The sequence below is a fragment of the Flavobacterium sp. JP2137 genome, assembly GCF_050562195.1.
Lineage (GTDB): Bacteria > Bacteroidota > Bacteroidia > Flavobacteriales > Flavobacteriaceae > Flavobacterium.
On record NZ_CP191647.1, the window covers coordinates 3,050,208 to 3,075,425 of the forward strand.

20 protein-coding genes, 1 tRNA gene and 1 pseudogene are annotated in these 25,218 nt (G+C 41.2%); 6 read left to right on the forward strand and 16 right to left on the reverse strand.

The window, feature by feature from the left end; all coding sequences use genetic code 11:
- Nucleotides 1-17 precede the first annotated feature (17 nt).
- Together ACQZ43_RS13540 and ACQZ43_RS13545 are read right to left on the reverse strand one after the other, a co-directional pair.
- The gene (locus ACQZ43_RS13540; RefSeq protein WP_430613221.1) at nt 18-293 is read right to left on the reverse strand and encodes a DUF4834 family protein; all 276 of its coding nucleotides are present in this window, start codon (nt 291-293) and stop codon (nt 18-20) included.
- A gap of 76 nt (nt 294-369) precedes the next feature.
- Entirely contained in the window at nt 370-762 is a 393-nt protein-coding gene (locus ACQZ43_RS13545) for a rhodanese-like domain-containing protein (RefSeq protein WP_430613222.1), read from the reverse strand.
- Nucleotides 763-887: 125 nt separating this feature from the next.
- On the opposite strand from ACQZ43_RS13545, the gene hemN reads away from it, so the two are divergent.
- Together hemN and ACQZ43_RS13555 are read left to right on the forward strand one after the other, a co-directional pair.
- Nucleotides 888-2,252, forward strand: a complete 1,365-nt coding sequence (hemN, locus tag ACQZ43_RS13550; RefSeq protein ID WP_430613223.1) for an oxygen-independent coproporphyrinogen III oxidase — start codon at nt 888-890, stop codon at nt 2,250-2,252.
- A 10-nt stretch (nt 2,253-2,262) separates the two neighbouring features.
- Nucleotides 2,263-2,454 (forward strand): hypothetical protein, encoded by a 192-nt coding sequence (locus tag ACQZ43_RS13555; protein WP_430613224.1) that lies wholly within the window; start codon nt 2,263-2,265, stop codon nt 2,452-2,454.
- 110 nt (nt 2,455-2,564) lie between these two features.
- Here the strand turns inward: ACQZ43_RS13555 and ACQZ43_RS13560 are convergent, their stop codons facing one another.
- The 10 genes and pseudogenes from ACQZ43_RS13560 to aroB all read right to left on the reverse strand — a co-directional run bounded on the left by ACQZ43_RS13560 (nt 2,565) and on the right by aroB (nt 15,633).
- Nucleotides 2,565-3,497: a phospholipase A gene (locus ACQZ43_RS13560; protein WP_430613225.1), complete on the reverse strand. Its 933-nt coding sequence runs from the start codon at nt 3,495-3,497 to the stop codon at nt 2,565-2,567.
- Nucleotides 3,498-3,499: 2 nt separating this feature from the next.
- Nucleotides 3,500-6,142 (reverse strand): DNA gyrase/topoisomerase IV subunit A, encoded by a 2,643-nt coding sequence (locus ACQZ43_RS13565; protein WP_430613226.1) that lies wholly within the window; start codon nt 6,140-6,142, stop codon nt 3,500-3,502.
- Between the two features lie 165 nt (nt 6,143-6,307).
- The gene (locus ACQZ43_RS13570) at nt 6,308-8,167 is read right to left on the reverse strand and encodes a DNA topoisomerase IV subunit B (protein WP_430613227.1); all 1,860 of its coding nucleotides are present in this window, start codon (nt 8,165-8,167) and stop codon (nt 6,308-6,310) included.
- Nucleotides 8,168-8,260: 93 nt separating this feature from the next.
- A complete protein-coding gene (locus ACQZ43_RS13575; protein WP_430613228.1) occupies nt 8,261-9,166 on the reverse strand; it encodes a YihY/virulence factor BrkB family protein in 906 nt (301 codons plus the stop codon).
- Nucleotides 9,167-9,284: 118 nt separating this feature from the next.
- On the reverse strand, nt 9,285-9,992 hold the full coding sequence (locus ACQZ43_RS13580; protein ID WP_430613229.1) for a TIGR02117 family protein: 708 nt from the start codon (nt 9,990-9,992) through the stop codon (nt 9,285-9,287).
- Nucleotides 9,993-10,167: 175 nt separating this feature from the next.
- Nucleotides 10,168-11,262, reverse strand: coding sequence for a redox-regulated ATPase YchF (gene ychF, locus ACQZ43_RS13585; protein ID WP_430613230.1), 1,095 nt, complete (start codon nt 11,260-11,262; stop codon nt 10,168-10,170).
- A gap of 192 nt (nt 11,263-11,454) precedes the next feature.
- Nucleotides 11,455-11,754: pseudogene (locus tag ACQZ43_RS13590) on the reverse strand (DNA primase); the annotation flags it as partial.
- A 93-nt stretch (nt 11,755-11,847) separates the two neighbouring features.
- Nucleotides 11,848-12,819, reverse strand: a complete 972-nt coding sequence (locus ACQZ43_RS13595; RefSeq protein ID WP_430613231.1) for a deoxyhypusine synthase family protein — start codon at nt 12,817-12,819, stop codon at nt 11,848-11,850.
- Nucleotides 12,820-12,840: 21 nt separating this feature from the next.
- On the reverse strand, nt 12,841-14,262 hold the full coding sequence (locus ACQZ43_RS13600) for an arginine decarboxylase (RefSeq protein WP_430613232.1): 1,422 nt from the start codon (nt 14,260-14,262) through the stop codon (nt 12,841-12,843).
- 303 nt (nt 14,263-14,565) lie between these two features.
- Nucleotides 14,566-15,633: a 3-dehydroquinate synthase gene (gene aroB, locus ACQZ43_RS13605; protein WP_430613233.1), complete on the reverse strand. Its 1,068-nt coding sequence runs from the start codon at nt 15,631-15,633 to the stop codon at nt 14,566-14,568.
- Between the two features lie 91 nt (nt 15,634-15,724).
- On the opposite strand from aroB, the gene ACQZ43_RS13610 reads away from it, so the two are divergent.
- Both ACQZ43_RS13610 and ACQZ43_RS13615 read left to right on the forward strand, forming a co-directional pair.
- Complete coding sequence (locus ACQZ43_RS13610; protein ID WP_430613234.1) at nt 15,725-16,894, forward strand: proline dehydrogenase family protein; 1,170 nt, start codon at nt 15,725-15,727, stop codon at nt 16,892-16,894.
- 812 nt (nt 16,895-17,706) lie between these two features.
- Nucleotides 17,707-19,521 (forward strand): mechanosensitive ion channel family protein, encoded by a 1,815-nt coding sequence (locus tag ACQZ43_RS13615; RefSeq protein ID WP_430613235.1) that lies wholly within the window; start codon nt 17,707-17,709, stop codon nt 19,519-19,521.
- 43 nt (nt 19,522-19,564) lie between these two features.
- On the opposite strand, the gene ACQZ43_RS13620 is transcribed toward ACQZ43_RS13615, so the two are convergent.
- Both ACQZ43_RS13620 and ACQZ43_RS13625 read right to left on the reverse strand, forming a co-directional pair.
- Nucleotides 19,565-21,346, reverse strand: coding sequence for an ABC transporter ATP-binding protein (locus ACQZ43_RS13620; protein WP_430613236.1), 1,782 nt, complete (start codon nt 21,344-21,346; stop codon nt 19,565-19,567).
- A 67-nt stretch (nt 21,347-21,413) separates the two neighbouring features.
- Nucleotides 21,414-21,836 (reverse strand): hypothetical protein, encoded by a 423-nt coding sequence (locus ACQZ43_RS13625; protein ID WP_430613237.1) that lies wholly within the window; start codon nt 21,834-21,836, stop codon nt 21,414-21,416.
- Nucleotides 21,837-22,891: 1,055 nt separating this feature from the next.
- Between ACQZ43_RS13625 and ACQZ43_RS13630 the strand changes: the two genes are divergently transcribed.
- Both ACQZ43_RS13630 and ACQZ43_RS13635 read left to right on the forward strand, forming a co-directional pair.
- The gene (locus ACQZ43_RS13630; RefSeq protein WP_430613238.1) at nt 22,892-23,431 is read left to right on the forward strand and encodes an NADPH-dependent FMN reductase; all 540 of its coding nucleotides are present in this window, start codon (nt 22,892-22,894) and stop codon (nt 23,429-23,431) included.
- A gap of 179 nt (nt 23,432-23,610) precedes the next feature.
- Nucleotides 23,611-23,684, forward strand: a tRNA-Ala gene (locus ACQZ43_RS13635).
- A 248-nt stretch (nt 23,685-23,932) separates the two neighbouring features.
- On the opposite strand, the gene ACQZ43_RS13640 is transcribed toward ACQZ43_RS13635, so the two are convergent.
- Together ACQZ43_RS13640 and ACQZ43_RS13645 are read right to left on the reverse strand one after the other, a co-directional pair.
- A complete protein-coding gene (locus tag ACQZ43_RS13640; protein ID WP_430613239.1) occupies nt 23,933-24,247 on the reverse strand; it encodes an outer membrane beta-barrel protein in 315 nt (104 codons plus the stop codon).
- Between the two features lie 15 nt (nt 24,248-24,262).
- Entirely contained in the window at nt 24,263-25,198 is a 936-nt protein-coding gene (locus tag ACQZ43_RS13645) for an ISAon1 family transposase (RefSeq protein ID WP_430611751.1), read from the reverse strand.
- Nucleotides 25,199-25,218: the final 20 nt, after the last annotated feature.

Consider the following 25,218-nt stretch of genomic DNA (forward strand, 5'->3'; position numbering starts at 1 on the left):
GGCTTATAATAATTTTTTTAATCCAATTCTTCAAATTCAATGTACTCACCGACCTTTTTCTTTTCCCGAGGTTTATCGGGATTGACAAATTCAGAATTGGGAGCAGTATGTGTCTCTTCGGACTTTTTATTGTAAAAATCTTGTTGTTTCTGTTGGAAGTTTTCATTAGCTTTTTTGGCCACTCTGTAGATCAATACAGGAAACAAATAGCGCATAATAAACCTAAATGCGTAATAGGCCAATACAATAATCAGCAATGTTCTTAAAAAACCTCCGAAAGATGCTGTATCCATATCTTATTTTTTATCAAAAATAGCAAATCTATTTTAAACGGATAATTCTAAATTCTTAAAATATTGGTAAATCTGACTATTCGCCCTTAGAGTTGCCCGCCTTGGCCTTCCAAGCGGTAAATCCACCCTGGAGCTCGTACAAGTTGGTAAACCCCTGTGCTTTAAGCTTATCGATTGCTTTGGCGCTTCGCCCACCGGACTTGCAGTACACATATACCGGTTTATCCTTGTCCAACTTGGCGATATTGGCATCAAAATCGCCCTGCAACACGTCGATGTTTTCTGCACCACTAATGTGGTCTTGGTCAAATTCGGCTGCGGTTCGCACATCGATTAACTGCCCTTTTTCCGCCGTGATTTGCTTTTCAAAAGCTGATGGTTCTAACAAATGTGCTTTGTCACCTACTTGTCCTTGGCATGCGAACACCACGGTAAGCATTAGTAAAAAGCTGTAAAATTTAATTTTCATATCTCGTTTTTTTATGGTCAATGGCCCAATAGCGGCCTTTTTTGTAAAAATACAAAAATAAACAGATATGACATTTATCATACCGCAAAAGTTCGATTTCGCTTATTTTTGACAAAAACAACTTTATGGGTCTTTCACTAGTACAAAAATATAATGTTGCTGGTCCTAGATATACGAGCTATCCCACAGTTCCATACTGGGACCAAGCGACTTTTAGCACATCAAACTGGACACAAACCAGTTTGAAATCCTTTGGCGAATCCAATGCTCACGACGGAATTTGCTTGTATATTCACCTGCCTTTTTGCGAGAGTCTCTGCACTTTTTGCGGCTGCCACAAACGCATTACAAAAAGACATGAGGTCGAAGTTCCCTATATCGAAGCTGTTTTAAAGGAATGGAGCATGTATTGCGCGTTATTTCCAGAAAAGCCCCTACTCAAAGAATTGCATCTCGGCGGGGGAACCCCCACCTTTTTTTCGCCTGAAAACCTGGAACACTTGGTGCAAAGCATCCTCGATACCGTCGATTTGGCGGAGGAATACGAATTTAGCTTTGAAGGACATCCCAACAACACGAGCAGAGCCCATTTACAAGGGCTGTACAACCTCGGATTTAGAAGGGTTAGCTTTGGTGTTCAAGACTATAATCCGACCGTTCAAAAGGCCATACATCGCGAACAACCCTTTCACACCGTGGCCAAAGTGAGTCTGTGGGCCAAAGAAATTGGCTACACCTCCATTTCACACGACTTAATCTTCGGCTTGCCCTTTCAAAAACTGGAACACGTAATCGATACCATAGAGAAAACCAAATCACTGTCGCCCGACCGCTTGGCTTTTTACAGCTATGCCCATGTACCGTGGATCAAGGGCAATGGACAGCGCGGTTATAAGGATGAAGACATCCCCAAAGACTCCGAAAAGCGATTGCTGTACGAAAAAGGCAAGGAATTGCTGCTGCAAAACGGCTACCACGAAATCGGTATGGATCACTTTGCCCTGAGCAAGGATTCCCTATACCATTCCTTGGAAAACGGCAATTTACATCGTAACTTTATGGGATATAGCTCTTCGAGTTCTCGATTGATGATCGGCTTGGGCGTTTCGGCAATCAGCGACAGTTGGTATGCCTTTGCGCAAAACGAAAAGTCTATAGAGGCGTATTACGAGCTGTTGGCTCAAGACCAACTGCCCGTGGTTAAGGGTCACGTACTCAACCCCGAAGACCTGCTGATTCGCAAACACATACTCGACTTAATGTGTACATTTAGAACCGATTACAGTCAGTCAGCTCTACTGGAGCATCAGCTCGAAGACATCTTAAAAGACCTGAGAGAAATGGAACGCGATCAATTGATTAAAATCGAGGACAAGCAACTGTTTGTCACTAGAAAAGGCCGCCCGTATGTGCGCAACATCTGTATGGCTTTTGATTTGCGCTTGCAGCGAAACAAACCCTCGCGACAACTCTTTTCGATGACCATCTAAACTTTAAACCATGTTAAAAAAAGCCATTACCTTTATCGTATTGCTGCTGCTGGTATACGGAATTATGGAATTTGATGCCGGCAATCCGTATTCGGCAGACAACATCTTTTCCTATATCGGATTTGCCATTTTCATCGTATACCTGGTCTATTCCGTCAAAGAAGCCAGTAAAAAGCAAAACCAAGACCATGATTTTTATTAAAATCCCCGTCTTGGTTCGCTAATATCCATTCGCTTCAAATATTATGAAACGTATAGTCGCATTGTGGTATTAATTGTCGAAGCTTTGGCCTAGACTGTGAATCCGCAGGCTTACAACCACTCGATTAGGGAAACTCCCAAACCGATAATGGTTTGATTGTGGTTGTAGTCAATCATCGTATCTCCATAACCGTTGGCTACTTGCAAATGCGCTTTTAGATTGCCCGAAATCGGATAGGTCCAGTTCATTTCTACATAGCCCTTATTCTTATTATTAAATCGCATATTGTTACGCGCCAGCAGACTAAACTCCTGCTCTTTGTATTTATAAACAACGGTGATATCGCCTCTGCCTACATATTCTTCGATATTGGGGTTGTCGTCTTCACCTATTTTTTCGTGTATTCTAATCCACGGTCTAATCATTACGCTAAAATCCTTATAGTCGAAGGCCGTTTGAAAAACGACGCGATTCCAGCTTCTCGAACCCGGTAAACTCTTTCCGTTTGACTGGTGGTTTAAGGAAATACCCATCATGCGATTGGTCATACCTAAAACCTCAAAATTGGTGGCAAAATTCAACATCACTTCCGGCTCGTAATTGAGCTCCCGAAAAGGCCTTGACAATTTGGAATTGTATACTTGCCAATTGGCCGTTTGCGTAAACGCCAACCAGATATCCCCTGCTCCCCAAAATATCCCTTGCATGACCTTGGTTTTAAAGCTCAGCTGAAAGCGCGATTCAATGCTGTTGTAATCCTGTGGTATGATGGCGTTATTATCCGGACTGAGGCTGGTAGGCAGTTTATTGGGACTGCTCGACCATCGGAACGGGCTTACGTAAATCGGTTTGTAGGGCGTAATGACAAAGGTGCCCTTTTTGGTTTCACTACTCAATTCCCAGCGCTCCGTAAAGCTGCGAGCCTGAGTTTCTCCATCGAATAATCCGCCTTTCCCATCCTGAGAAAAAGCGCCATGTGCCAGTAATAAGGCTGCGGTCAATACGACCGATTGCGGAATAGTGTTTCTTAGCTTTCTTAGCATATTTATTCTAAGGGAATAGTAATTTGTCCGTCGTCGTCTAATAATAAATCTGTCGATTCATCTCCATTAACTGCAGATGTCACTTCCGTTGGTTTTTCCTCTTCAGGCAATTCGTAGGGAAGTGGTTCTAATAAGGCCACCTTAATTTTATCTGCTGTAAGCTGATTCCCTAGCGCTTTAATTCCTTTAACTACAATAAACTGTTCTAAATCTACTAATAAATTTTCTTTTTGAACGCCTTTTACCTTATAAAAAGTCACTTCTGCCATCGGACGGTAATCGGTAGAAACGACCTCCAGTCTCGAATTTTCGGCTTCCGATATAAATAACTCCTCGCGCGTTTCGTTTTCAATCAAAAAACGTTTGACGTAATAGCGCGCTTTTTCGCCGTCGAAATAGATTGCCGAAATCGGCTTGCTGGGCACCCATTTCTCCAAGATTAACATGTCTTCTTCGAAGTGGCTGGTCAATTCCGGCACTATGGTTCGCGCTTTACCCGATTGGTTGATGACCAATAGGCGGTCGTTGGGTTTAAACTCGCCCAACAACTCCCCGCGTCCGTCGACGTTTAAGCGGTGAACCGTATCGTCAAACCAAATTTTGCGAGGTCTTAGGGTCGAAATTCCCTTTTCCTTGAGTTCGATTTTTTTGATGGGGTATTTGCTGACCAAATTCCCCTTGGAACTCCTTCCCTTTATCAACAAATCGGCGAAGTCCAAGTCGAATTTAAGCTTTTTGACACTGCTGATTTGTCGCAATAAAATACTGACCACTTCGGCTTCTCCGTTGGGATTGTGCGAAAAATACAATAGCTGCGAACCCGGCTTGCCCTGCGTTAGGTCGTACACCCGATCGCGAGTCACACCAGAGACATTAAAACGCTTGACGTATGAGGAGCCCGATTTTCCGTCTCGATAAATCAGGTTGTAAATGGTACGCTTGTCGTTACGATCAAAAACCGCTACGTGTATGATGTCTTTACCGACAAATTTCTTTTCGTCTACTTTGGTGATGATCAGACTGCCATCGCGCAAAAAGACAATGACATCGTCTATGTCTGAACAATCGGCTACATAGGTTTCTTTCTTGAGTGCCGTACCGATAAATCCCTCGGCCATATCGACGTACAACTTGGTGTTTCTCAACACCACCTTGGTCGCTTCGATGGTATCAAAGCTGCGAATCTCCGTTTGACGCTCTCTGCCTTTACCGTATTTTTCCTTTAATCGGATAAAGTAATTGATCGCAAATTCAATCAGGTGATTCAAATGGTGTTTTACCTGTTCGATATCGTCTTCTAAGGATTCTAACTTCTGATTGGCTTTGTCGATGTCGAAACGAGAAATTCTCTTGATTCGAATCTCGGTCAATCGCGCCAAATCCTCTTCGGTAATGTCTCTCTTAAGGTTTTTGACATGGGGTTTTAGCCCCTCGTCTATCGCTTTTAAAATTCCTTCCCAGGTTTTTTCTTCTTCGATTAAATAGTACACGCGTTTTTCTATGAATATGCGCTCCAACGACAAAAAATGCCATTGTTCATTGAGCTCTTCGAGCTCGATTTCCAATTCGCTTTTTAAGAGCGCCACCGTTCTATTGGTGGAAGTCACCAACATGGTGCTCACGCCAACAAACAGGGGTTTATTGTCTTGAATAACACAGCCCAAGGGAGCAATAGAGGTTTCGCAACCCGTAAATGCATAGAGGGCATCTATGGTTTTATCCGGCGATACTCCCGGAGGTAAATGCACCAATATCTCGACCTCGGCCGCGGTATTATCCTCAATTTTTTTAACTTTAATCTTCCCTTTTTCGTTGGCCTTTAAGATGCTTTCGATCAAACTGGACGTATTGGTCGAAAAGGGGATTTGCGTGATGACCAAGGTGTTTTTATCCAGTTGGGATATTCGCGCGCGTACGCGTATACGACCGCCGCGAAGTCCGTCGTTATAAGCCGATACATCCGCGATACCCTGAGTGGGAAAATCGGGAAATATCGTAAACGATTTACCCTTTAAAATTCGAATCGAAGCATCGATCAGCTCGTTGAAATTGTGAGGCAATACTTTGGTCGATAAACCCACGGCAATTCCCTCGCCTCCTTGAGCGAGCAATAAGGGAAACTTAACCGGTAAATTAATCGGCTCGTTTCTCCTGCCGTCGTAGGAGGATTGCCAGGCGGTAATCTTTGGGGAATACAACACTTCTAAGGCAAACTTGCTCAATCGCGCTTCTATATAACGGGATGCGGCAGCGCCATCGCCCGTCAGTATATTTCCCCAGTTTCCCTGGGTGTCAATCAAGAGTTCCTTTTGCCCCATCTGCACCATGGCATCGCCTATACTCGCATCACCGTGTGGGTGATACTGCATGGTATGCCCCACCACATTGGCTACTTTATTATAACGTCCGTCGTCCAATTCCTTCATCGAGTGCATGATCCGACGCTGAACGGGTTTAAATCCATCTTCTATAGCCGGTACCGCGCGTTCGAGTATTACATACGAAGCGTAATCCAAAAACCAATCTTTATACATTCCCGTTACTTTCGTAATGGTTTCCGGACTGTCTTCATTTTCGTAAAAATGCAATGCCTTCTTCGGTGTTCCTTCTTCTATAGGATCTTTGTTTCCTTCTTCTTCGCTCATTTAATTTCTTTGAATAAAATTAACTTTAACCTTTTGATAAAAAATCGATGCCCCCGCGCTTTACAGCAGTCGCATTTTTCTTTATCCATGCCCGCTTCCCGTTGCTTTTAAACGCTGCTCTCCTTCCTCTTATTCGCACTGCCTTCGCGTCTGCATCATCGGGTTTTAGGCCTCTTTCTCGATCACGTCCAACTCCACTTTAAGGTTGTTGATGATAAATTCTTGCCTGTCTGGCGTATTCTTGCCCATATAAAACTCCAAGAGCTTTTCTATAGACGTGGTTTTATCTAACATTACCGGATCAATTCGAATGTCCTCACCGATAAAATACTTAAATTCATCGGGAGAAATTTCTCCCAATCCCTTGAATCGCGTGATTTCGGGCTTGGGTTTTAACTTTTCAATCGCCGCTACGCGCTCTTCTTCACTGTAGCAGTAAATCGTTTCCTTTTTGTTTCTTACCCGAAACAAGGGCGTTTGCAAAATGTATAAATGGCCTTCCTTGATCAGTTCGGGAAAGAATTGCAAGAAAAAGGTAATCAACAGCAAGCGAATGTGCATCCCATCGACATCGGCATCGGTTGCGATGACGATGTTGTTGTACCTCAAATCGCCCAGGTCTTCCTCGATGTTTAAAGCGGCTTGCAACAGGTTGAACTCTTCGTTTTCATAGACTATTTTCTTGGTCATCCCATACGAGTTCAACGGCTTACCACGCAAACTAAAAACCGCTTGGGTATTGACATCTCTGGATTTGGTAATCGATCCGGATGCCGAGTCGCCCTCGGTGATAAACAGCGTGCTCTCCAAATACCTCGGGTGCTTCATATCGGTTAAATGCACCCGACAATCGCGTAATTTTTTATTGTGTAGACCGGCTTTTTTGGCGCGTTCCTTGGCTATTTTTCGGATTCCAGACAATTCCTTTCGCTCGCGCTCCGCTTGGAGAATCTTGCGCAATAGCGCGTCGGACACTCCAGGATTCTTGTGCAAATAGTTGTCCAACTGCGTCTTGAGAAAATCACTGATATAGGTACGCACCGTAGGTGCATCGGGTCCCATATCCGTCGATCCCAACTTCGTCTTGGTTTGGGACTCAAAAACCGGTTCCTCCACCTTGATTGAAATCCCCGCCACTATGGATTTACGAATATCCGACGCTTCGAAGTTCTTGTTGTAGAACTCCTTAATCGTACGCACCAAAGCCTCTCTAAAAGCGACCAAATGCGTACCTCCTTGCGTGGTATTCTGCCCGTTTACAAAAGAGTAATACTCTTCTGAATACTGAGTTTTACTGTGTGTAATCGCTACCTCGATATCGTCGCCCTTAAGGTGGATAATCGGGTAAATCATATCTTCCTGATCGATGTTCTCTTCCAACAAATCCTTTAGACCGTTGTCGGAATAAAACTTTTCACCGTTAAAGAGAATCGTCAATCCGGTATTTAAATAACAGTAATTCTTCAACATCTTAATGATGTATTCATTACGGTATTTATAATTCTTAAAAATGGCATCGTCTGCAATAAACGAAACCTTAGTTCCCTTGCGCTTGGTCGTTTCTAGCAGCTCCTCTTCTACCTTTAGATTTCCCGCTTCAAATTCCGCAGCCTTCTGTTGGCTATCGCGAACCGATTCGACCCTAAAATAAGACGAAAGTGCGTTGACCGCCTTGGTACCTACACCATTTAATCCGACCGACTTCTTAAAAGCCTTGGAATCGTACTTACCTCCTGTATTCATCTTAGACACCACATCGATTACTTTACCCAAGGGAATCCCCCGACCGAAATCGCGAACGGTTACCACCTTGTCTTTTAAGGTGACTTCAATGGTTTTACCCGAGCCCATAACGAACTCATCGATACTGTTGTCCAAGACTTCTTTGATAAGTATATAGATACCGTCGTCTGGAGAAGATCCATCGCCCAATTTACCGATATACATTCCAGGACGCATACGGATATGTTCTTTCCAATCTAATGAACGAATATTGTCTTCGGTATATTGATCTTGATTTTGCATAGAGGTGTAGGAATTTTCGCTAATTTAAGACTTATTAATAAAAAATAAAAATGAGAAAAGGCCGCATTAAGCTAAAAACAGCAAAAAACATCCTTAGTTTTCATCGATTTCCGTGATGGATTTCTTAATCAACACAGAATAACTGTTGGGCTCGATTTTTTTACCGTACATTTCGGCGTATACCTTTGTGAATTCCGCGCCAAAATACAGTATAATAGCCGAATAATACACCCAAATAAGGATGATAATAACAGAACCCGCAGCGCCGTACAAACTAGACGAAGAGGAGTTTCCGAGATACATGCCTATACCGAATTTACCGATCATAAACAGCAGCGAGGTAAAACCGGCCCCCACTATGGTTTCGCGCCAACCGATTTTACCGTCGGGCAGCGTTTTAAAGATGATGGAAAACAATAGGGTGATAATTACAAAGACCACGATATTGTTGACCACGCCCACCAGATAAACCGTTTCTTCATGAAACAGCTCTGTCAATTGCACATAGAGCACATCGACAATCGAATTGACAATTAAACTGACCAACAGCAAAAAGCCAACAGAGGCAATCATCGAAAAGGACAACAACCTGTTTTTTACAAAGCGAACCAATCCCTTGTTGGGCTTTGCTCGCAGTCCCCAAATGTAATTGATGGAGCTCTGTATTTCCGCAAAAACGGCCGATGCACCAAAAAACAACATCACCACACCAAAAACGGTTGCGAGGGTACTGGAATTGGACAAGCGCACATTTTTAATCGCCTCTTGAATCTGCAAGGCCGTCGAATCGCCGACCAGTTCTTTTATCTGTCCGTAAAACTCGCCGGCAACGGCTTCTTCACCAAAGAAAAAACCACTGATCGAAATGATTAAAATCGACAAGGGCGGCAAGGCAAAAACGGTATAATAAGACAGGGAAGCACTGAATTTCATGGCATTATCGTCCAAAAATTCATTGACCGTATTTTTTAGAAGCGTGATTATTTTTTTAAAATTCATGATATCGGGGGACATATTACAAGATTCAAAAATACTATTTTTTCTTTAAAAAACCCGCCTTTTATCGACGGTGAATTGCGCCAAAAAGACTAAAAAAACACCTTAAAACCGCGGTGACTCACGGCGTTTTTACCATTAAATGCCGGTATTGATATAGGATACCTCGATCGGAAGCCGTCCATAAACAGGCTGGTAAACCCGCCGCTTTTAAAGCGTTATTCGCCCAGGTGTTGCAGGTATAAAACAAGCCGTAGGTGCGTTTGGCCTCATAAAAGGAATCGGTATTGCCGTAGGTCGACGATTTAATCAGGAGCACTTCTCCCGCTGCATTGCGGTCAAAGCTGTTTTCTATATAGGCAATCAACGCGCGATACTGATTGCGGGTAATCGAAACTTTTACGCACTTTTCGCCCTCTTGAACACTGCGGTAAAAGGTGGTATGCACGGCAGACGAACCCAAGTAAAAAGCGGCTTTAAAGGCAACACTGGCTTTTAAATCGCTCCATTCGGGGGTTTCTAAATAAAAACCCTTATCGCCCCAACCCATTGCTATCCACCGCATGTCCGTAGGCTGAGCCTTGGTGTCCATAGGGTCGATTTCCACACTCCAATCTTTGAGTTCGTGACGCAATGGCAAAACGATATCCGTATGCACTCCGTTGGAGTACAAATAGATTTCCACTTCCTTGGCTTCTGAATCACTAGAATTTCCACCGACGGTAATTCGCGATAGCAGCAATTCTGCCAAAAGGTATAACGCGACAAAGGCCAAGAAGCCCAAAATCAATTTACCCAATATTACCCATACTTTTATTCCGGAGCTCATTTGTGTGTGTTTGCGTAAATTAATTCACTTCTTTTAGCCCGGCACCATCGACAGGCGCAGGTGGCTATTAAAACTACTGAAAAATATTGAAAATAACAGGAAGCACACCGCACTTTAAACAAAAAAAGTGAAATTATCGCTAATTTCACTTTTTTTATGATTGTTTATATAATATTTAGACGTTAAATCTAAAATGCATCACATCGCCATCTTTTACGATATACTCCTTACCCTCTACCCTAAGTTTACCCGCTTCCTTAACCTTAGCCTCGGAACCAAAAGTAACAAAATCGTTGTAGGCAATTACCTCGGCGCGAATGAAGCCCTTTTCGAAATCGGTGTGGATTACTCCAGCTGCCTGCGGCGCTGTAGCCCCTACGGGAATTGTCCAAGCACGCACTTCCTTTACCCCTGCTGTAAAATACGTTTGCAGGTTTAAAAGCTTATAAGCCGAACGAATCAACACAGACGAACCCGGTTCTTCCAAGCCCAGATCTTCCAAAAACATCTTGCGCTCTTCAAAGGTTTCCAATTCGGTAATATCCGCTTCCGTTCCCACTGCCAAAACAATGACTTGGGCGTTTTCATCCTTTACCAATTCTCTTACCTGCTCAACATAAGCATTGCCCGTAGCCGCTGCATCTTCATCTACATTACAAACATAGAGCACCGGCTTGGCTGTGATTAATTGGAAGTCTTCCATCAACACCGCCTCGTCCTGGTTCATTGGCTCAATAGTTCTGGCTGATTTCGCCTGTAATAAAGCCGCGCGAACACGCTCCAACAAAGCCTCTTCAACCTGAGCTTCTTTATTTCCAGTTTTAGCGGCTCTTTTCACTTTTTCCAAGCGTTTTTCTACCGTTTCCAAATCCTTCAATTGCAACTCTATATCTATGGTTTCTTTATCTCTAATCGGATTCACATTACCGTCCACATGGATGATGTTGTCGTTGTCAAAACAACGCAATACGTGAATGATAGCATTACACTCTCTAATGTTACCTAAAAATTGATTTCCCAATCCTTCCCCTTTACTCGCTCCTTTTACCAATCCAGCAATATCTACTATATCTACTGTAGCGGGTAGAACGCGCTCAGGGTTTACTAATTCCTCTAATTTCAACAATCTTGGATCCGGTACATTCACTACACCAATATTGGGTTCAATAGTACAAAAAGGAAAGTTAGCACTTTGTGCCTTCGCATTTGACAAGCAATTAAACAAAGTTGATTTTCCAACGTTCGGCAATCCTACAATTCCTGCTTTCATGTTCTGATATTAAAGTTTTTATTTATGGATGCAAATATATTGATAATTAAAGTAATTTATGATACTTAAACAAAGACAAAAGCATCTTTTTTACAAAACTTCGCCCACCCCAGCAACAAGTTCTAAAGTATTGAAACAAAAAAACCCGTTTCCATTGGAAACGGGCTTATAAGATAAGAATATAAAAAACTAGTCTTCTTCTTCTTCGGCCAATTCAAGGTCCTTTAAAGAGTCTAATGAAACCTCTACAGTATCTACCATATCCTCTTCTTCGTCCTCGTCAAAATTCTCTATTCTATCCGCCAATTTTGTACTAACCTTTACGAGATAAATGGTGTCTTCTGTACGAACTTCCACAGCTTCTATAGTTTCGTTTTTAACGTTTTTGAAACGGACAATATCCGCGTCATCATAGCCGTCAGGGAACTTCTCAACTAGAAGAGACAAAATCTCATTTGTTAATTTTGCGTAATCAACAATTATTCTTTTCATTCTTTTTTATCACTTTATTTCTCGTCAAATGTAATACCCAAAATTAAAATATCAAATAAAATAATAATTAAATTTTGATAAATCTATTACTATTTACATATCAAGTAAATAAGCGAAAACCAAAGGCGCTACAATCGTTGCATCCGACTCAATCACAAACTTTGGCGTGTTGATATCCAACTTACCCCAAGTGATTTTCTCATTTGGAATAGCTCCTGAATACGAACCGTAACTCGTAGTGGAATCTGAAATCTGACAGAAATAACTCCAGAAAGGCGTTTCTGTTTGCTCCAAATCTTGGTACAACATCGGCACTACGCAAATTGGGAAATCTCCTGCAATTCCACCACCGATTTGGAAAAATCCAATTCCCTTAGCCGAATTCTTAGGATACCAGTCTGCCAAGAAAGTCATGTACTCAATACCCGACTTCATCGTAGAGGCTTTTAACTCTCCTTTAATTACATAAGATGCGAAAATGTTCCCCATCGTACTGTCTTCCCATCCCGGTACCACGATTGGCAAATTCTTTTCTGCCGCCGCATACATCCAGCTGTTTTTTAAGTCGATTTCGTAGTACTCTTCCAAACATCCAGAAAGCAACATTTTATACATGAACTCATGTGGGAAATAACGCTCTCCTTTTTCTTCTGCATCTTTCCAGATTCTAAAAATGTGTTTTTGCAAACGTCTAAACGCTTCCTCTTCCGGAATACAAGTATCCGTAACACGGTTTAAGCCTTGCTCCATCAAATCCCACTCTTCTTGTGGTGTCAAGTCGCGGTAATTCGGTACTCTCTTATAGTGTGAATGAGCTACCAAATTCATGATATCCTCTTCCAAGTTAGCTCCGGTACAAGAGATAATATGCACCTTATCTTGTCTGATAATCTCAGCAAATATCTTTCCTAATTCAGCAGTGCTCATTGCTCCTGCCATACTTACCATCATCTTAGAACCCTTTTGCAGTTGCTCTTCGTATGATTTTGCTGCATCTACAACAGTAGCTGCGTTGAAGTGTAAATAATACTTCTCAATAAACTGACTTATCGGTCCTTTACTCATCGTATCTATATAATTAAAAGGTTATTCTTTTTTGTTAAACGTCAGGGATACATCGTAACCCAATATACTCAAAACTTGTTCTGCGGTTTGTTGCTCGGAAAACACCTCAGTCGCCAAAATACCATTCTCATCGCGATCGATTAAAATGTGTTTGGGCTGCGGAATCAGACAGTGATGAATACCTCCATGTCCACTGATCGACTCCTGATAAGCTCCGGTGTTGAAGAAACCGATATACAAAGGCTTTTCCTTGCTGTATTTCGGCAAATAAATAGCGTTTAAGTTTTGTTCTGAGTTGTAATAATCATCGCTATCACAGGTTAATCCGCCCAATAATATCCGCTCGTACGAATCGTTCCAACGGTTGATGGGCAACATGATAAACCTTTTATTGATAGCCCAAGTATCCGGTAAGGTGGTAATGAATGACGAGTCAATCATGTTCCACTTTTCACGGTCGTTTTGTTGCTTTTGGTATAGGATTTTGTAAATCGCTCCGCCGCTTTCGCCTACGGTAAAAGATCCAAATTCCGTAAAGATGTTAGGTACAGCCACGCCGGCATCGTCACAGGCAATCTTGATCTGATTGATGATTTCATCAACCATATACTGATAGTCGTACTCGAAGGCCAAAGAATTTTTAATCGGAAATCCTCCTCCGATGTTTAAGCTGTCTAAAGACGGGCATTCTTTTTTAAGCGAAATATATACTTTTAAACACTTTACCAACTCATTCCAATAATAGGAAGTATCGCGTATTCCCGTGTTGATAAAGAAGTGAAGCATTTTGAGCTCCACGCGATCATTTTCTTGAATTTGCTTTCTGTAAAAAGGAACGATGTTTTTATATCCGATTCCCAAACGCGAGGTATAAAACTCAAACTTCGGTTCTTCTTCCGACGCGATTCGGATACCGATTTTAAATTTGCCTTCAATCGCTTCTTCCAGCAGTTCTAACTCTTCGTAATTGTCGAGAATTGGAATGGTATTCTTGTGTCCGCCATTGATTAAATTAGCAATATTGGTTATGTATTGCTCCCTTTTAAATCCGTTGCACAACACAAAAGTGTCGTTGGTAATTTTGCCTGTAGCCAATAGGCTATCTACAATATTCACATCAAAAGCCGAAGAGGTTTCTACGTGAATGTTGTTTTTAAAAGCTTCATTTAATATAAACTGAAAATGCGAACTCTTGGTACAATAGCAATAGTAATAATTTGCCTGGTAATTGTTCTTCTCCATCGCATTTCTAAACCAACCTTTTGCCCTGTTGATGTTTGCCGTAATTTTTGGCAAATAGGTAAATTTCAATGGCGAACCATATTGCTCTACCAATTTCATCAAATCGATGTTGTGAAAAGTGAGGTTGTCGTTGCTGAGTTTAAATTCCTCTTGCGGAAAGTAAAAAGTTTGATTGATTAAATCTGAATATTTAGTGTTCATTTTTGTTTAATATCAATATTAGATGAATTAATAAATTAAATAAAAAGTCTAGAATACTAAATTTTTCAAACTCGGAGGTTTGCAAATACGATCGACAGTTTATCATTATACAAAAAGGAGTTTAAAAAACACCCTATACATTCTGAGCAAATGGAATACAAAATTAGCCTGATGTTCTTTTACAAACATCCGCTTTTTGCGCGTGCCTTGAGCACTAAAAAAAAACTTATTTCCCATAGCGTTTACGAGGGCAAATGTAAAAAAATTAAACCTGCAATTTCCGAAGAAATTATTAAAATACCATTAGGAAAAACACTCCTTAAAAGACTTTACGATCAGCGCTTTCGGCACCACTTGATTTACCACAGCCGAACCCAAAGCATCGAGCAAAACAAATTGAGGGATTCCCCCCGAATTCTTCTTATCGTGCTGCAGCCATTGCAAACAAGCTTCTACCTCTGAAGCCGTTAAATCTATAGGTGCAAAGGTACCAAATAAAACGGTTTTTATCGAATAATATTCGTCCTCCGTTAGTTTTCCCATTTGCCAGGATAAATAACTCTCCAAAACCATGCCCATAGCAACGGCTTCGCCATGCAAAAGCGTGGTTCGCTCGGTACTTTCCAAGAAAAAGCTCTCGATGGCATGCCCCAAGGTGTGTCCGAAATTGAGTATTTTACGCAGGCCTTTTTCGGTGGGGTCCTGAGCGACAATCTCATTTTTTATCTGTACGGAATGAAAGATCAAATCTTCCAAATCGTCTGTCGTTAATTGCCCGAGCTGCGTCAGTACCTCCCAATAGCTGCGGTCGTAAATCAATCCGTGCTTAAACATCTCGGCCAAGCCCGCGCGCATTTGATCCGCGGCTAGGGTTTCCAAAAAACGCACATCGATTAAAACGCTTTGAGGCATCGTAAAGGTACCCAATTGGTTTTTGATGCCATCCAGGTCGATACCGGTTTTCCCACCTACCGATGCGTCCACCATCGCTAACAAAGACGTGGGCACATTAATACAGGCAATGCCGCGCTTAAAAATAGCCGCCACAAATCCGCCCATATCCGTCACCACACCACCGCCAACAGTAATGAGCACACTGTCTCTATCGGCTTTTAATTCGGTAAGGGCCTGACAGATTGAATAGGCCGTTTCCATGGTCTTAAAGGCTTCACCGGTTTCGATTTCAATAATCTCAAAAGCGGTTTCCGTAGGTAAGTGCGCTAGAAAATGAGGAATACACAGCGCATTACACTGGGTATCGGTCAATACAAAAATCTTGGAATACGCGCGATTTTTTATGAGTTTTCCCAAAAAATTATAGGCGGGAACACCAAAAATTATATCGTATTGGTCTGAAAGGATCTTTTTCATTAAAATAGTCATTTGACCTACAAAATAAATCAATTTTTATCAATTATATGCCATTGAGTGTTTATCTTTGCTAGAATATTTTATATTTAGAATGGAAAAAATATTCAATAATACCGAAGTTGCTTTTGTATTAAAAAACAACAGGGAACTTCAGAGAGCACACTTTCTCTTCAAGATGATCAGTCATAAAACCTTGGTAAAACTCGGTTCAGGCCTAGCGAATTTCGCCATTAAAACACATTTACCGGTTCAAGGGTTAATCCGCGCTACGGTATTTGATCACTTTTGTGGTGGAATCAACGAAAACGACTGTTTAAAAGTAGTCGATAAGATGTATAGCAAAGGCGTATCGTCTGTATTGGATTATTCGGTAGAAGGCAAGGAAACCGAGCAGCAGTTTGACGCTGCCCTCAACATGACTCTAAAGACCATTTCCTTTGCAAAAGAGCGCCAAGCCATCCCGTTTGCCGTTTTTAAACCCACCGGTTTTGGACGTTTTTTTCTATTTGAGAAAAAGGGTGAAAAACTGCCCTTTACACAAGGAGAACAACAAGAATGGGACCGCATTTTAGAACGTTTTGAAATGGCTTGTAAAGATGCTTTTGAGAAAGACGTTTTCTTATTGATCGACGCAGAACACAGCTGGATGCAGGAAGCTGCCGATGAAATCGTATTGGATATGATGCGCAAGTACAACAAGCAAAAAGCGATTATCTTCAACACCGTGCAAATGTACCGTTGGGACCGTTTGGCATTTCTAAAAAAACTACACGAAACCGCTAAAACCGAAGGTTTTTACGTGGGCTTAAAAGTAGTACGTGGTGCCTATATGGAAATCGAAAGAAGTAGGGCTTTAGAAAATGGCTATACCTCTCCAATTTGCGTAGACAAAACCGCTACCGATGTCAATTTTGACGCTGCCGTTACCTATATGCTGGAAAACATCGATACAATGGCCCTATTTGCGGGAACACATAACGAAAGCAGTTCTTATATGCTTATGGAACTGATGACTCAACACAACATCCGTCACAACGACAGTAGAATGTGGTTTGGTCAATTATATGGCATGAGTGACAACATCAGTTATAATTTGGCCGATCACGATTACAACGTAGCGAAATACCTGCCTTTTGGCCCCGTAAATGAAGTTATGCCGTATTTAATTCGACGCGCAGAAGAAAACACTTCGGTTGCCGGACAAACCAACAGAGAACTTTCTCTTATCGAAACGGAGATTCAAAGACGTAAAAATAGCTAAACCGCGACTCAGGTCACGTTTAACGCAAATAAAAAAGAGAGGCAATCTGAATGGATTGCCCCTCAACATTAATAACTCTAAGAAAAAATAGTTATAAACTACACGAATGAATACTTCTACTAATCCATTTGACGTAATTTATCTTTTTAAATAAGCCATACTCCGACGACTCCTTTATATAGTATACAGCAATACTTTTATCCATCATTATTAATAAAACGACTTCCCCTTCATTTCTCTTTTTCCTTCACCTTCCAATCTCCTTCACCTTCCAATCTCCTTCACCTTCCAATCTCCTTCACCTTCCAATCTCCTTCACCTTCCAATCTCCTTCACCTTCCAATCTCCTTCACCATCCAATCTCCTTCACCTTCCCCCTTCATTTATCGACTTTTATTCTTTTAAAAATGGTGCTTACATCTCAAAAAATCACATGCCAAGAGATGAAACTTGCAAACTAACCAATAATTATCTAGACACCACTCTTAGACTTTTCGATCCGTAAGCACCTTAATTTAAAAAATAACAATCTCGTAAGAAACCCGTCTTCTTACTTATAGATAAAGACGGATTATTTTTTAAAGTATTACAGTTTTGTGAAAAAAAATATGTTAAAATTTATTATCCGATTCAAATAGATTAAAAAAATGCGCTGTGAGTGCCTATAATCACTTAAATTCTCTAAATTGTAATCGATTTAGCCAATAGCGAATGTTTTAACATAAAGCAGCAGTACACAGTGGCACTTCACCATTTAATTCTTTTCAATTATGAATTTAAAATCGCGGAATAGCAATCAGTTGAATATAAAAATGTTCTTTTTTTTCGTCCTGCTTTCGTTGGTAAGCTATTCTCAAGAGACGGATACCCTAGCACAACAAGAGCAACTAAAGCAAGTAGAGCTGCTGCAACAATTGCTGCTGAAAACCCAGCAAAACCAATATGTTGATTCGCTGCGGAAGATGGAATTGATCGACCAGATAAGCCATGTCAAGGAAAGTGAAAAAATTAAGCGCGATAAACTGCTGAAGGAACTGGAGAAAATAGAAGCCAGCGAATTGGAATCCAAGTCCAAATCGCGAGCCAAAATCGAGCGCTTAAAACAAACCGAAAAAGGGTACCCCGTCATCCTTTTTCGCGACACGCTTTTTTCGGTGTATACCAAAGTCGGAGCCCTCATTCCTCAAGAACGCGCCAAGAATATCAACGAAAAGATTAAAAGCCTTTACAACGACGACTTCTTCGAACCCGCAAAAGTAGTGGCACAGCCGTGGGAAAACTCATTGGACATCACCTACGACAACTTAGTCATTATGAGTGTGTCCGATTTGGATGCCTTGTGGTTTGACCAAAACAAACAAGATTTGGCCGATGCCTATGTCGAAACCATAAAAACCACCATTCTCAAGCAAAAAAAAGAAAACAGCTTGGAAAAATTGCTGATTAGAGCTGGCCTGGTACTGTTGGTTATCGCTATACTCGTACTCCTGCTGATCGGATTAAACAAGCTGTACCAAAGCATCCGAGAGAAAATGGTCAATCAGCGAAAAGACTGGCTCAAAAGCCTGACTTATAAAAACTATACCTTTCTCACCTCTACCCAAAAACTCAATGTGGCCTTAATGGCTTTAAACGGATTAAGGTGGTTTCTCGTATTGCTGTTATTCTACCTGGCCTTGCCGTTAATATTCAGTATATTTCCGTTTACCCAAACCTGGGGAGAAGAGCTCTTTAGCTATATCTGGTTGCCCTTTAAATCGATTTTCACCGCTATATTCAACTACTTACCCAATATGTTTTCCATCTTGGTAATTTATATAGTGATGAAATACTTTATCCGATTGGTAAAATACATCTTTAGCGAAATCGAAAACGGCAAACTGGAAATATCGGGCTTCCATCAAGATTGGGCGATGCCGACATTTAGCTTGGTAAAAATCATCCTATTTGCCTTTATGTTCATCCTGATGTTTCCGCATTTACCCGGTTCGGACTCTCCGATATTCAAAGGCGTTTCCGTATTTATGGGTATCCTATTTTCGTTGGGGTCTTCTACAGCCATATCCAATATGGTCGCCGGTTTGGTCATTACCTATATGCGTCCGTTTAAACTCGGCGATCAGATAAAAATCGGCGATATGATCGGTGTAGTTATCGAAAAAAACATGCTGGTAACCCGATTGCGAACGGTTAAAAACGAAGAAATCACCATACCCAACTCCACAGTTTTGTCTGGAAATACTACGAATTATTCGGTATATGCCCAAAAAGAAGAAGAAGGACTCATATTACACACCACCGTGGCAGTTGCTTACGAACTCAACTGGGAAGAAGCACAAGAAGCCCTGATTGAAGCGGCCCTAAAAACCCCTTTGGTCTTGGCAGAACCCAAACCCTTCGTCTTCCAGACCTCGCACGACGACTTTTACATCACTTACGAAATCAATGTCTACGTGCGTGAGGTAACCAAAAAAGCGGGAATACTATCCACGCTATACCGCAATATACAAGAGGTGTTTAACGCCAAAGGCATCGAGCTCCTATCGCCGCATTACATAGCCAATCGCGACGGTTCCGCTCCTGCCATTCCCAACGATTACACACAAAAAAAGGAACCAACTCTTTAGAAGTTGGTTCCCCTATTGGCTGTAAATGCCCCTTTAACTCGTATTAACCGTTCATAGACTGGGTGATTTTCTCTATGTTTAAACTGTTGGCCATCGCGGTAAAGATGTCGTAATAAGTACCCTTTTCATCATATAAGGTGTCGTGAGTACCCATTTCGACAACCCTCCCCTTTTCCATCACCACTATATGGGATGAATCGATGATTTGAGAAATGCTGTGCGACACTATAATTACCGTACGATCCTTTTTAATCGCGTCTAAACTCTGTTTTATCTGTTCGGTAGCAATCGCATCCAAACTCGCCGTAGGTTCGTCTAGAAAAATAATGGCCGGATCCTTTAGAAACAAGCGCGCAATGGCAATGCGCTGCTGCTGCCCTCCAGACAATAAACGCGCTTCCGAATTGTACGCCTGGGGCAATTCCATAATTTGCTCGTGAATATAGGCCTGCTTAGCCGCCTTTTCAATCTGTTCCTGAGTGGCCTCGGGATTGCCATACTGGATATTCTCTCCGATGGTGCCCTTAAAAATGTGGTTTTTTTGCAGTACTAAACCGATATTTTTGCGCAATTCCGTGGTATTGTATTCCGCCAAATCCACTCCATCCAAGAAAATCTGCCCCTTGGTCGGAGCATAAAACTTGTCTAACAAATTGATAATCGTACTCTTTCCCGCACCACTTAATCCCACTAATGCCGTGGTATCATTGGGTTGTATCAACATGGATACCTCTCGCAATGCCTCTGTACCGTTGGGGTACGAAAACGACACTCCGCGCATTTCTATACGTCCCACAATCTTTTGCGACACATAAGTACCCGAAGTTTCCACCTCGTGCTCCGATTCTAAGATGTCGAAAAAACTTTCGGAATAAATCATCGCATCATTGATCTCGTCGTAGATGCGGTGCAATTGCCGTATCGGTGCGGTAACGTTGTTGAACAACAATACGTGAAACATGATCGCTCCTATAGTCATCTGCCCATTCAACACAAAGTAAGCCGTGAGTATAATGATCAATACCAAGCCGAATTGCTCCAAAAACCCCTTAATCCCGTCAAACAAAAAACTCATGCGACGGGTTTGCAGTTGGTTTTCGGTCATGTCGTACTGAATCTCCAAGTGCTTCTCCGCTTCTAAAGGTTCTCTTACAAACGATTTAATCACCGTTATAGAATCGATTAACGAAATAATACCGTTGTTTTTGGTTTCCCTAAACGAGCGCATCTTTCTCCTAAAACCACTCAGCTTGTTTGCCTGAAGCTGACTGACATAGAAATAGATCGGCACTATGGCCAAACTGACCAAACCAACGTATACATTGGCGAGAAAAATAAACAGCAAAGCGACAATCGCATTGGCAAACAAAGGCATAATGTCGATAAAGAAATTCTGCACCAAACGCGTTAAACTACTGATTCCCATATCAATTCGCGTTTGAAGCTTACCACTTTCATTTTCCGTAGACGTGTAAAATGCCATTCTATAGGTCAAAATGCGGTCTACAATCGCTTGGGAAAAATCGCGAGAAATGTAGATACGCAGCTTTTCACCGTAAAACTTTTGACCAAACTGAATCAAGGTGTAGATGACCTCCTTGGCCAATAAAATAATACTGATCGTCGTCAATAAATGGAACCCGTTTTGCAGGGGCTGATTGGTAACCATCAATTCACTGATGGTATTGACGGTATATCGCAATACCAGGGCGTTAATCTGAACGGCAAACGATCCCACAGCCGTCAGTATTAAGGTGGCCACAACCAATTTGCGATAAGGCCTTACAAAAGGTCTTATCTTTTTTAATAACTCTAATAATGTCATAGTAAGCTGTGGGGTTTTATAAGGTACATTGTCCTATTGAAAATTGTTGGCCACTTTTTTTCGCCTTTTACAAGGGCTTTCGCTCAAAATACAATATCGGTCCATTTCGCCAGAAGGCATCCAAAATCAATTTGCCATCGGTATAACTCAAACTATAGGTGGATTCGTTAATATCTACATACTGACCCAAACCATAAATAGCCGTATCATCTGTGGATATCAAGTCTTCATAACAGGTATAACGCATCAATAAATCTGGCTTGCCACTGCGCTTGATCCACAGTTGGTTGTCGCCTTTAAATTCGTAAACCACGCTCTCTAGCCCGTGTAAAACCTCCGTCGACTGTAGCGAATCGCCCTGTGGAAATGGAGAAAGGACTACTTCGCGATTCAAATTCCATACGCCCAAAATCGCGGCCTCGTTAAGGGGCTCGTCTTTGGTACATCCCATAAAAACAGAAATGATCAATAAATATAACACTGCCCTCATATATTGTTCTTATTTTCTTTTAACAATCCTTTGCACGCCTATCTAGCCCGTGTTGCCGCCTAGGCATCAACGGCTAGACTTGAGAAACGCTAAGCGGTCAACCGACCACAAACAGCAGCTGTTTAGAGCGTTTAACAAGTAAACAATTCCGCTACTTACAACGGGCTGTTAAATCTTTAACAGCTAACTGAACTATTTATTGTATAAACAACTATATATTTTTAAAAATAAAACACCATAACCCCCAAAATATAGCTTTTTTCTTTAAATAAGTCGAAATAAACTTAAAATTTACATTCATAAATCACTAATTACATAAAAAAACATCATTTTACGACCAATAATTTAACATTAAAGATCAAATTCGTCACTGCCCTAAAATTAATGACAATAATCATCATGAACTAATATTTACACTTTTTATTTAGTTTAAATAAGTGATTAATAAAACAACAAATAACTTGTTTTATTAAAACCGATCAATTACTTTTACCGCTGTAATAATTCGTAAAAATCCAGTCCCCGAAACCGCGATTTTCGTTTATTATAGGCACGCAGAAAATCAGCGATGCCCACACTAAAAGAACGATTTCAAATGCAGTCGTCTTATATTTCTATTATTGTCTGACTAGTAAAATCAATAGGCTACGAGGCGAAATCGTTCTTTTCACGGGCTTAAATCTCCAGGGATTTAAGCCCTATTTTTAAACAGCAATCACCAAGCGTGGCGCTTTTAGAAATACGGATGTCACCAGGCTATTTGCGGTACGGGCTAGTGCTTCCGTATTGCTCCTTGGCGCCGTAGCACGAATGCTACAAAATCGGCTGTCGGCCCTGCGCGCTCCTATCCAAGAAGTCGACTTCCTCGACCGAGAGGAGAACAAAACGGCCGTGGGCTAATTGCAACAAACCCATTGCCAGCCAACAACGAAGAAGACCTTCACAACGTTATTTGGTCGTAGATGACCTCCAAATCCATTAAAATAAGTTAGTGTAAACTAATTTTTAAGCTTAATTTTGAACTTTAAGATATATTATAGCCATTTCACGCTACTATGAAAGTAATCCTATTTAACGGCTCTCTCGACGAAGAAGCCTTTCGAACCTCCCGAAGGTTGACACAATACTTTGCGGATCAATTTGCCTCCCTTGACATTGAAGTGAAGCAAGTGCACCTTTCCGATTATCAAATACCCATTTATCACCCTAGAGAACAGGCCATACCCGAATCGGTAGCGCAGTTTGCGCAAGCCTTTGTCGATTCCGATATTCAAGTGTGGCTCAGTCCGCTTTATCACGGTGGTATGGCAGGTGCCATGAAAAACGCCTTGGACTGGCTGGAAATCACTTCGGGCAATCAACCGGCCTATCTGACCGATAAGGTGATCGGACTGACTTGCTGGTCTGCGGGAAATCAAGCGATGCAGGGCATACAAGCCTTGGATAATGTGGCCAAAGCCCTACGCGCTTGGACCTTGCCCTATCAGATTCCAATCAGCAATATGGACCTCTATCACGATAATGATTTGGCCGATTTTTACAAAAGCAAAATCAGACTGATGGTGGAACTCCTAATTCAAAGCAAGAGCAAATAAGTCGCTCGACCGCGTAGAACCCTAGGTATAAGTCGATTGACTGGCCCGTTTTTTAGCGTTCTAAAAACTTTTACGCGCTTCGATCATCGCCTAAAAAAATATTTAAAATAAAAGTGTGATAAAGTGTTGAAAACGGTTTGTTTTCTCGTTTTTTTGTGTAAATTTGCCATTCAAATAATGGGGGTGTAGCTCAGTTGGCTAGAGCGTTTGGCTGGCAGCCAAGAGGTCGTGGGTTCGAGCCCCATCTCCTCCACATGTTTTAGAATACGGCGCTATGAAAAAAGTACCCAACCACACAAAAACCTATAATTCTATGAATTATAGGTTTTTTCTTTTTATTGCCTTTCCAATTCTTTTAGAAGCATACATCATTTTTGGAATCAAGACGAAAACCTGTGGGAATCGACAATTACGCAGCTGTTAAAAAAGTCGATTCGTCCATTCGTGGATGCGCTGATTCATTTTGGAATGTGGTGAAATCGCCAGATTTATATTGGTAATCTAAGTATTATCCTTAATTCTATCTTGTTCTTCTTCCGACGAACTTCTCGTCTCTTTTTTCTTATTAAAATTTGATCCGAAATTATAGGTTAATTGAAGGTATAGTTTCTGTCGTGACCAATCACTTTGGATATCCGCATTTATGTTGTTATACCTGATATGTCCATTGAATTTTCTATTAAATACTTCGTCAATCCCAAAGTTTACTTTGAATTTTTCATCCATAATGTTTTTACCCAAGGCAAAACTAAGCCCAATTAACCAATCATGTTCAATCTGCCCTTCAAGTCCGCCTGAGGTGTAATACCGGATCAATCCTAAATGTTGTGTTTATGCAAAAATAGTGACTAATCTATATAAGAAGAATTCTATATCTCTTACGCCTCTAAACTGAGTTCTAAAAGCTTTGATTTTGGCATTAAAGGATTCTGCAGAAGCATTGGTACTTCTGTTGTCAAAATAGTTTAAAATAGATTGATAGTTTAGCTGTATGGTATTGACTACCGTATTAAATGTTTTGAGATTACTGTTTTCGATTTTATTATACCAATGTGCTAGTTTAGTGTAAGCGACTTCTTTTACTGTTGTTGTATTATAAATGTTTCGCAGTCCTTGTACAAGATTGTAAGCTTGTTTTATGACAGGAAATTCTCTAAAGATAATTTTGGATCTAGTTTTTTGATTTTCAGTCCATTTATCGCTATCCATGCATAGCAAATATCTACTTCTTATTAGGAGTTGTTTTGGAGTGTCTCCGTTCTCAAACTCTTGAGCAACGTACGCTATATTTGCTTTCCTGGCTTCTTTAATAGCTTGATTCTCGTTATCCAACGCTTTCCAGCGTTCCTGAATACGAATGTCTTGTAAGGCTTCTATGGCTAATTTTTGTACATGAAAACGATCAGTTACTTGTATGGCGTTAGAAAAACTCTTGCTTACAATGTTTTTCATAGAACTAGCCATATCTAAGGTTACTTCGCGTACTTTTCTTCTAATTTTTGAGCTGATAGTAAGTAGTTTCTCTACAATAGGTTCAACCTTAGTTCCTGAAAATATGGCTACTAAGCTTCCCTTTTTTCCTTTAGCTCTTTTATTGGTTATGATTGTGTATAATTCCCCCTTAGACAATGCTGTTTCGTCTATAGAAAGATAAGGACCTATGTTCTCGGGATATATAAGCCATTCTTTTGCGTGATCCTTTACACTCCAATTACGAAAGTCACTTAAGGATTCTTTGTATTGTCGCTGTAGTTTTTTGCCATCCACACCAAAGAAACCACCAATGG

Excerpts from the sequence above, each read along its gene's own strand:
- ACQZ43_RS13555 (WP_430613224.1), top strand. The coding sequence starts at position 2,263 with ATGTTAAAAAAAGCCATTACCTTTATCGTATTGCTGCTGCTGGTATAC.
- ACQZ43_RS13630 (WP_430613238.1), top strand. The coding sequence starts at position 22,892 with ATGAAAGTAATCCTATTTAACGGCTCTCTCGACGAAGAAGCCTTTCGA.
- hemN (WP_430613223.1), top strand. The coding sequence starts at position 888 with ATGGGTCTTTCACTAGTACAAAAATATAATGTTGCTGGTCCTAGATAT.
- ACQZ43_RS13540 (WP_430613221.1), bottom strand. The coding sequence starts at position 293 with ATGGATACAGCATCTTTCGGAGGTTTTTTAAGAACATTGCTGATTATT.
- ACQZ43_RS13620 (WP_430613236.1), bottom strand. The coding sequence starts at position 21,346 with ATGACATTATTAGAGTTATTAAAAAAGATAAGACCTTTTGTAAGGCCT.
- aroB (WP_430613233.1), bottom strand. The coding sequence starts at position 15,633 with ATGAAAAAGATCCTTTCAGACCAATACGATATAATTTTTGGTGTTCCC.
- ACQZ43_RS13565 (WP_430613226.1), bottom strand. The coding sequence starts at position 6,142 with ATGAGCGAAGAAGAAGGAAACAAAGATCCTATAGAAGAAGGAACACCG.
- ACQZ43_RS13625 (WP_430613237.1), bottom strand. The coding sequence starts at position 21,836 with ATGAGGGCAGTGTTATATTTATTGATCATTTCTGTTTTTATGGGATGT.
- ACQZ43_RS13545 (WP_430613222.1), bottom strand. The coding sequence starts at position 762 with ATGAAAATTAAATTTTACAGCTTTTTACTAATGCTTACCGTGGTGTTC.
- ychF (WP_430613230.1), bottom strand. The coding sequence starts at position 11,262 with ATGAAAGCAGGAATTGTAGGATTGCCGAACGTTGGAAAATCAACTTTG.
- ACQZ43_RS13580 (WP_430613229.1), bottom strand. The coding sequence starts at position 9,992 with ATGAGCTCCGGAATAAAAGTATGGGTAATATTGGGTAAATTGATTTTG.
- ACQZ43_RS13600 (WP_430613232.1), bottom strand. The coding sequence starts at position 14,262 with ATGAACACTAAATATTCAGATTTAATCAATCAAACTTTTTACTTTCCG.
- ACQZ43_RS13570 (WP_430613227.1), bottom strand. The coding sequence starts at position 8,167 with ATGCAAAATCAAGATCAATATACCGAAGACAATATTCGTTCATTAGAT.
- ACQZ43_RS13595 (WP_430613231.1), bottom strand. The coding sequence starts at position 12,819 with ATGAGTAAAGGACCGATAAGTCAGTTTATTGAGAAGTATTATTTACAC.
- ACQZ43_RS13560 (WP_430613225.1), bottom strand. The coding sequence starts at position 3,497 with ATGCTAAGAAAGCTAAGAAACACTATTCCGCAATCGGTCGTATTGACC.
- ACQZ43_RS13610 (WP_430613234.1), top strand. The coding sequence starts at position 15,725 with ATGGAAAAAATATTCAATAATACCGAAGTTGCTTTTGTATTAAAAAAC.
- ACQZ43_RS13615 (WP_430613235.1), top strand. The coding sequence starts at position 17,707 with ATGTTCTTTTTTTTCGTCCTGCTTTCGTTGGTAAGCTATTCTCAAGAG.
- ACQZ43_RS13575 (WP_430613228.1), bottom strand. The coding sequence starts at position 9,166 with ATGAATTTTAAAAAAATAATCACGCTTCTAAAAAATACGGTCAATGAA.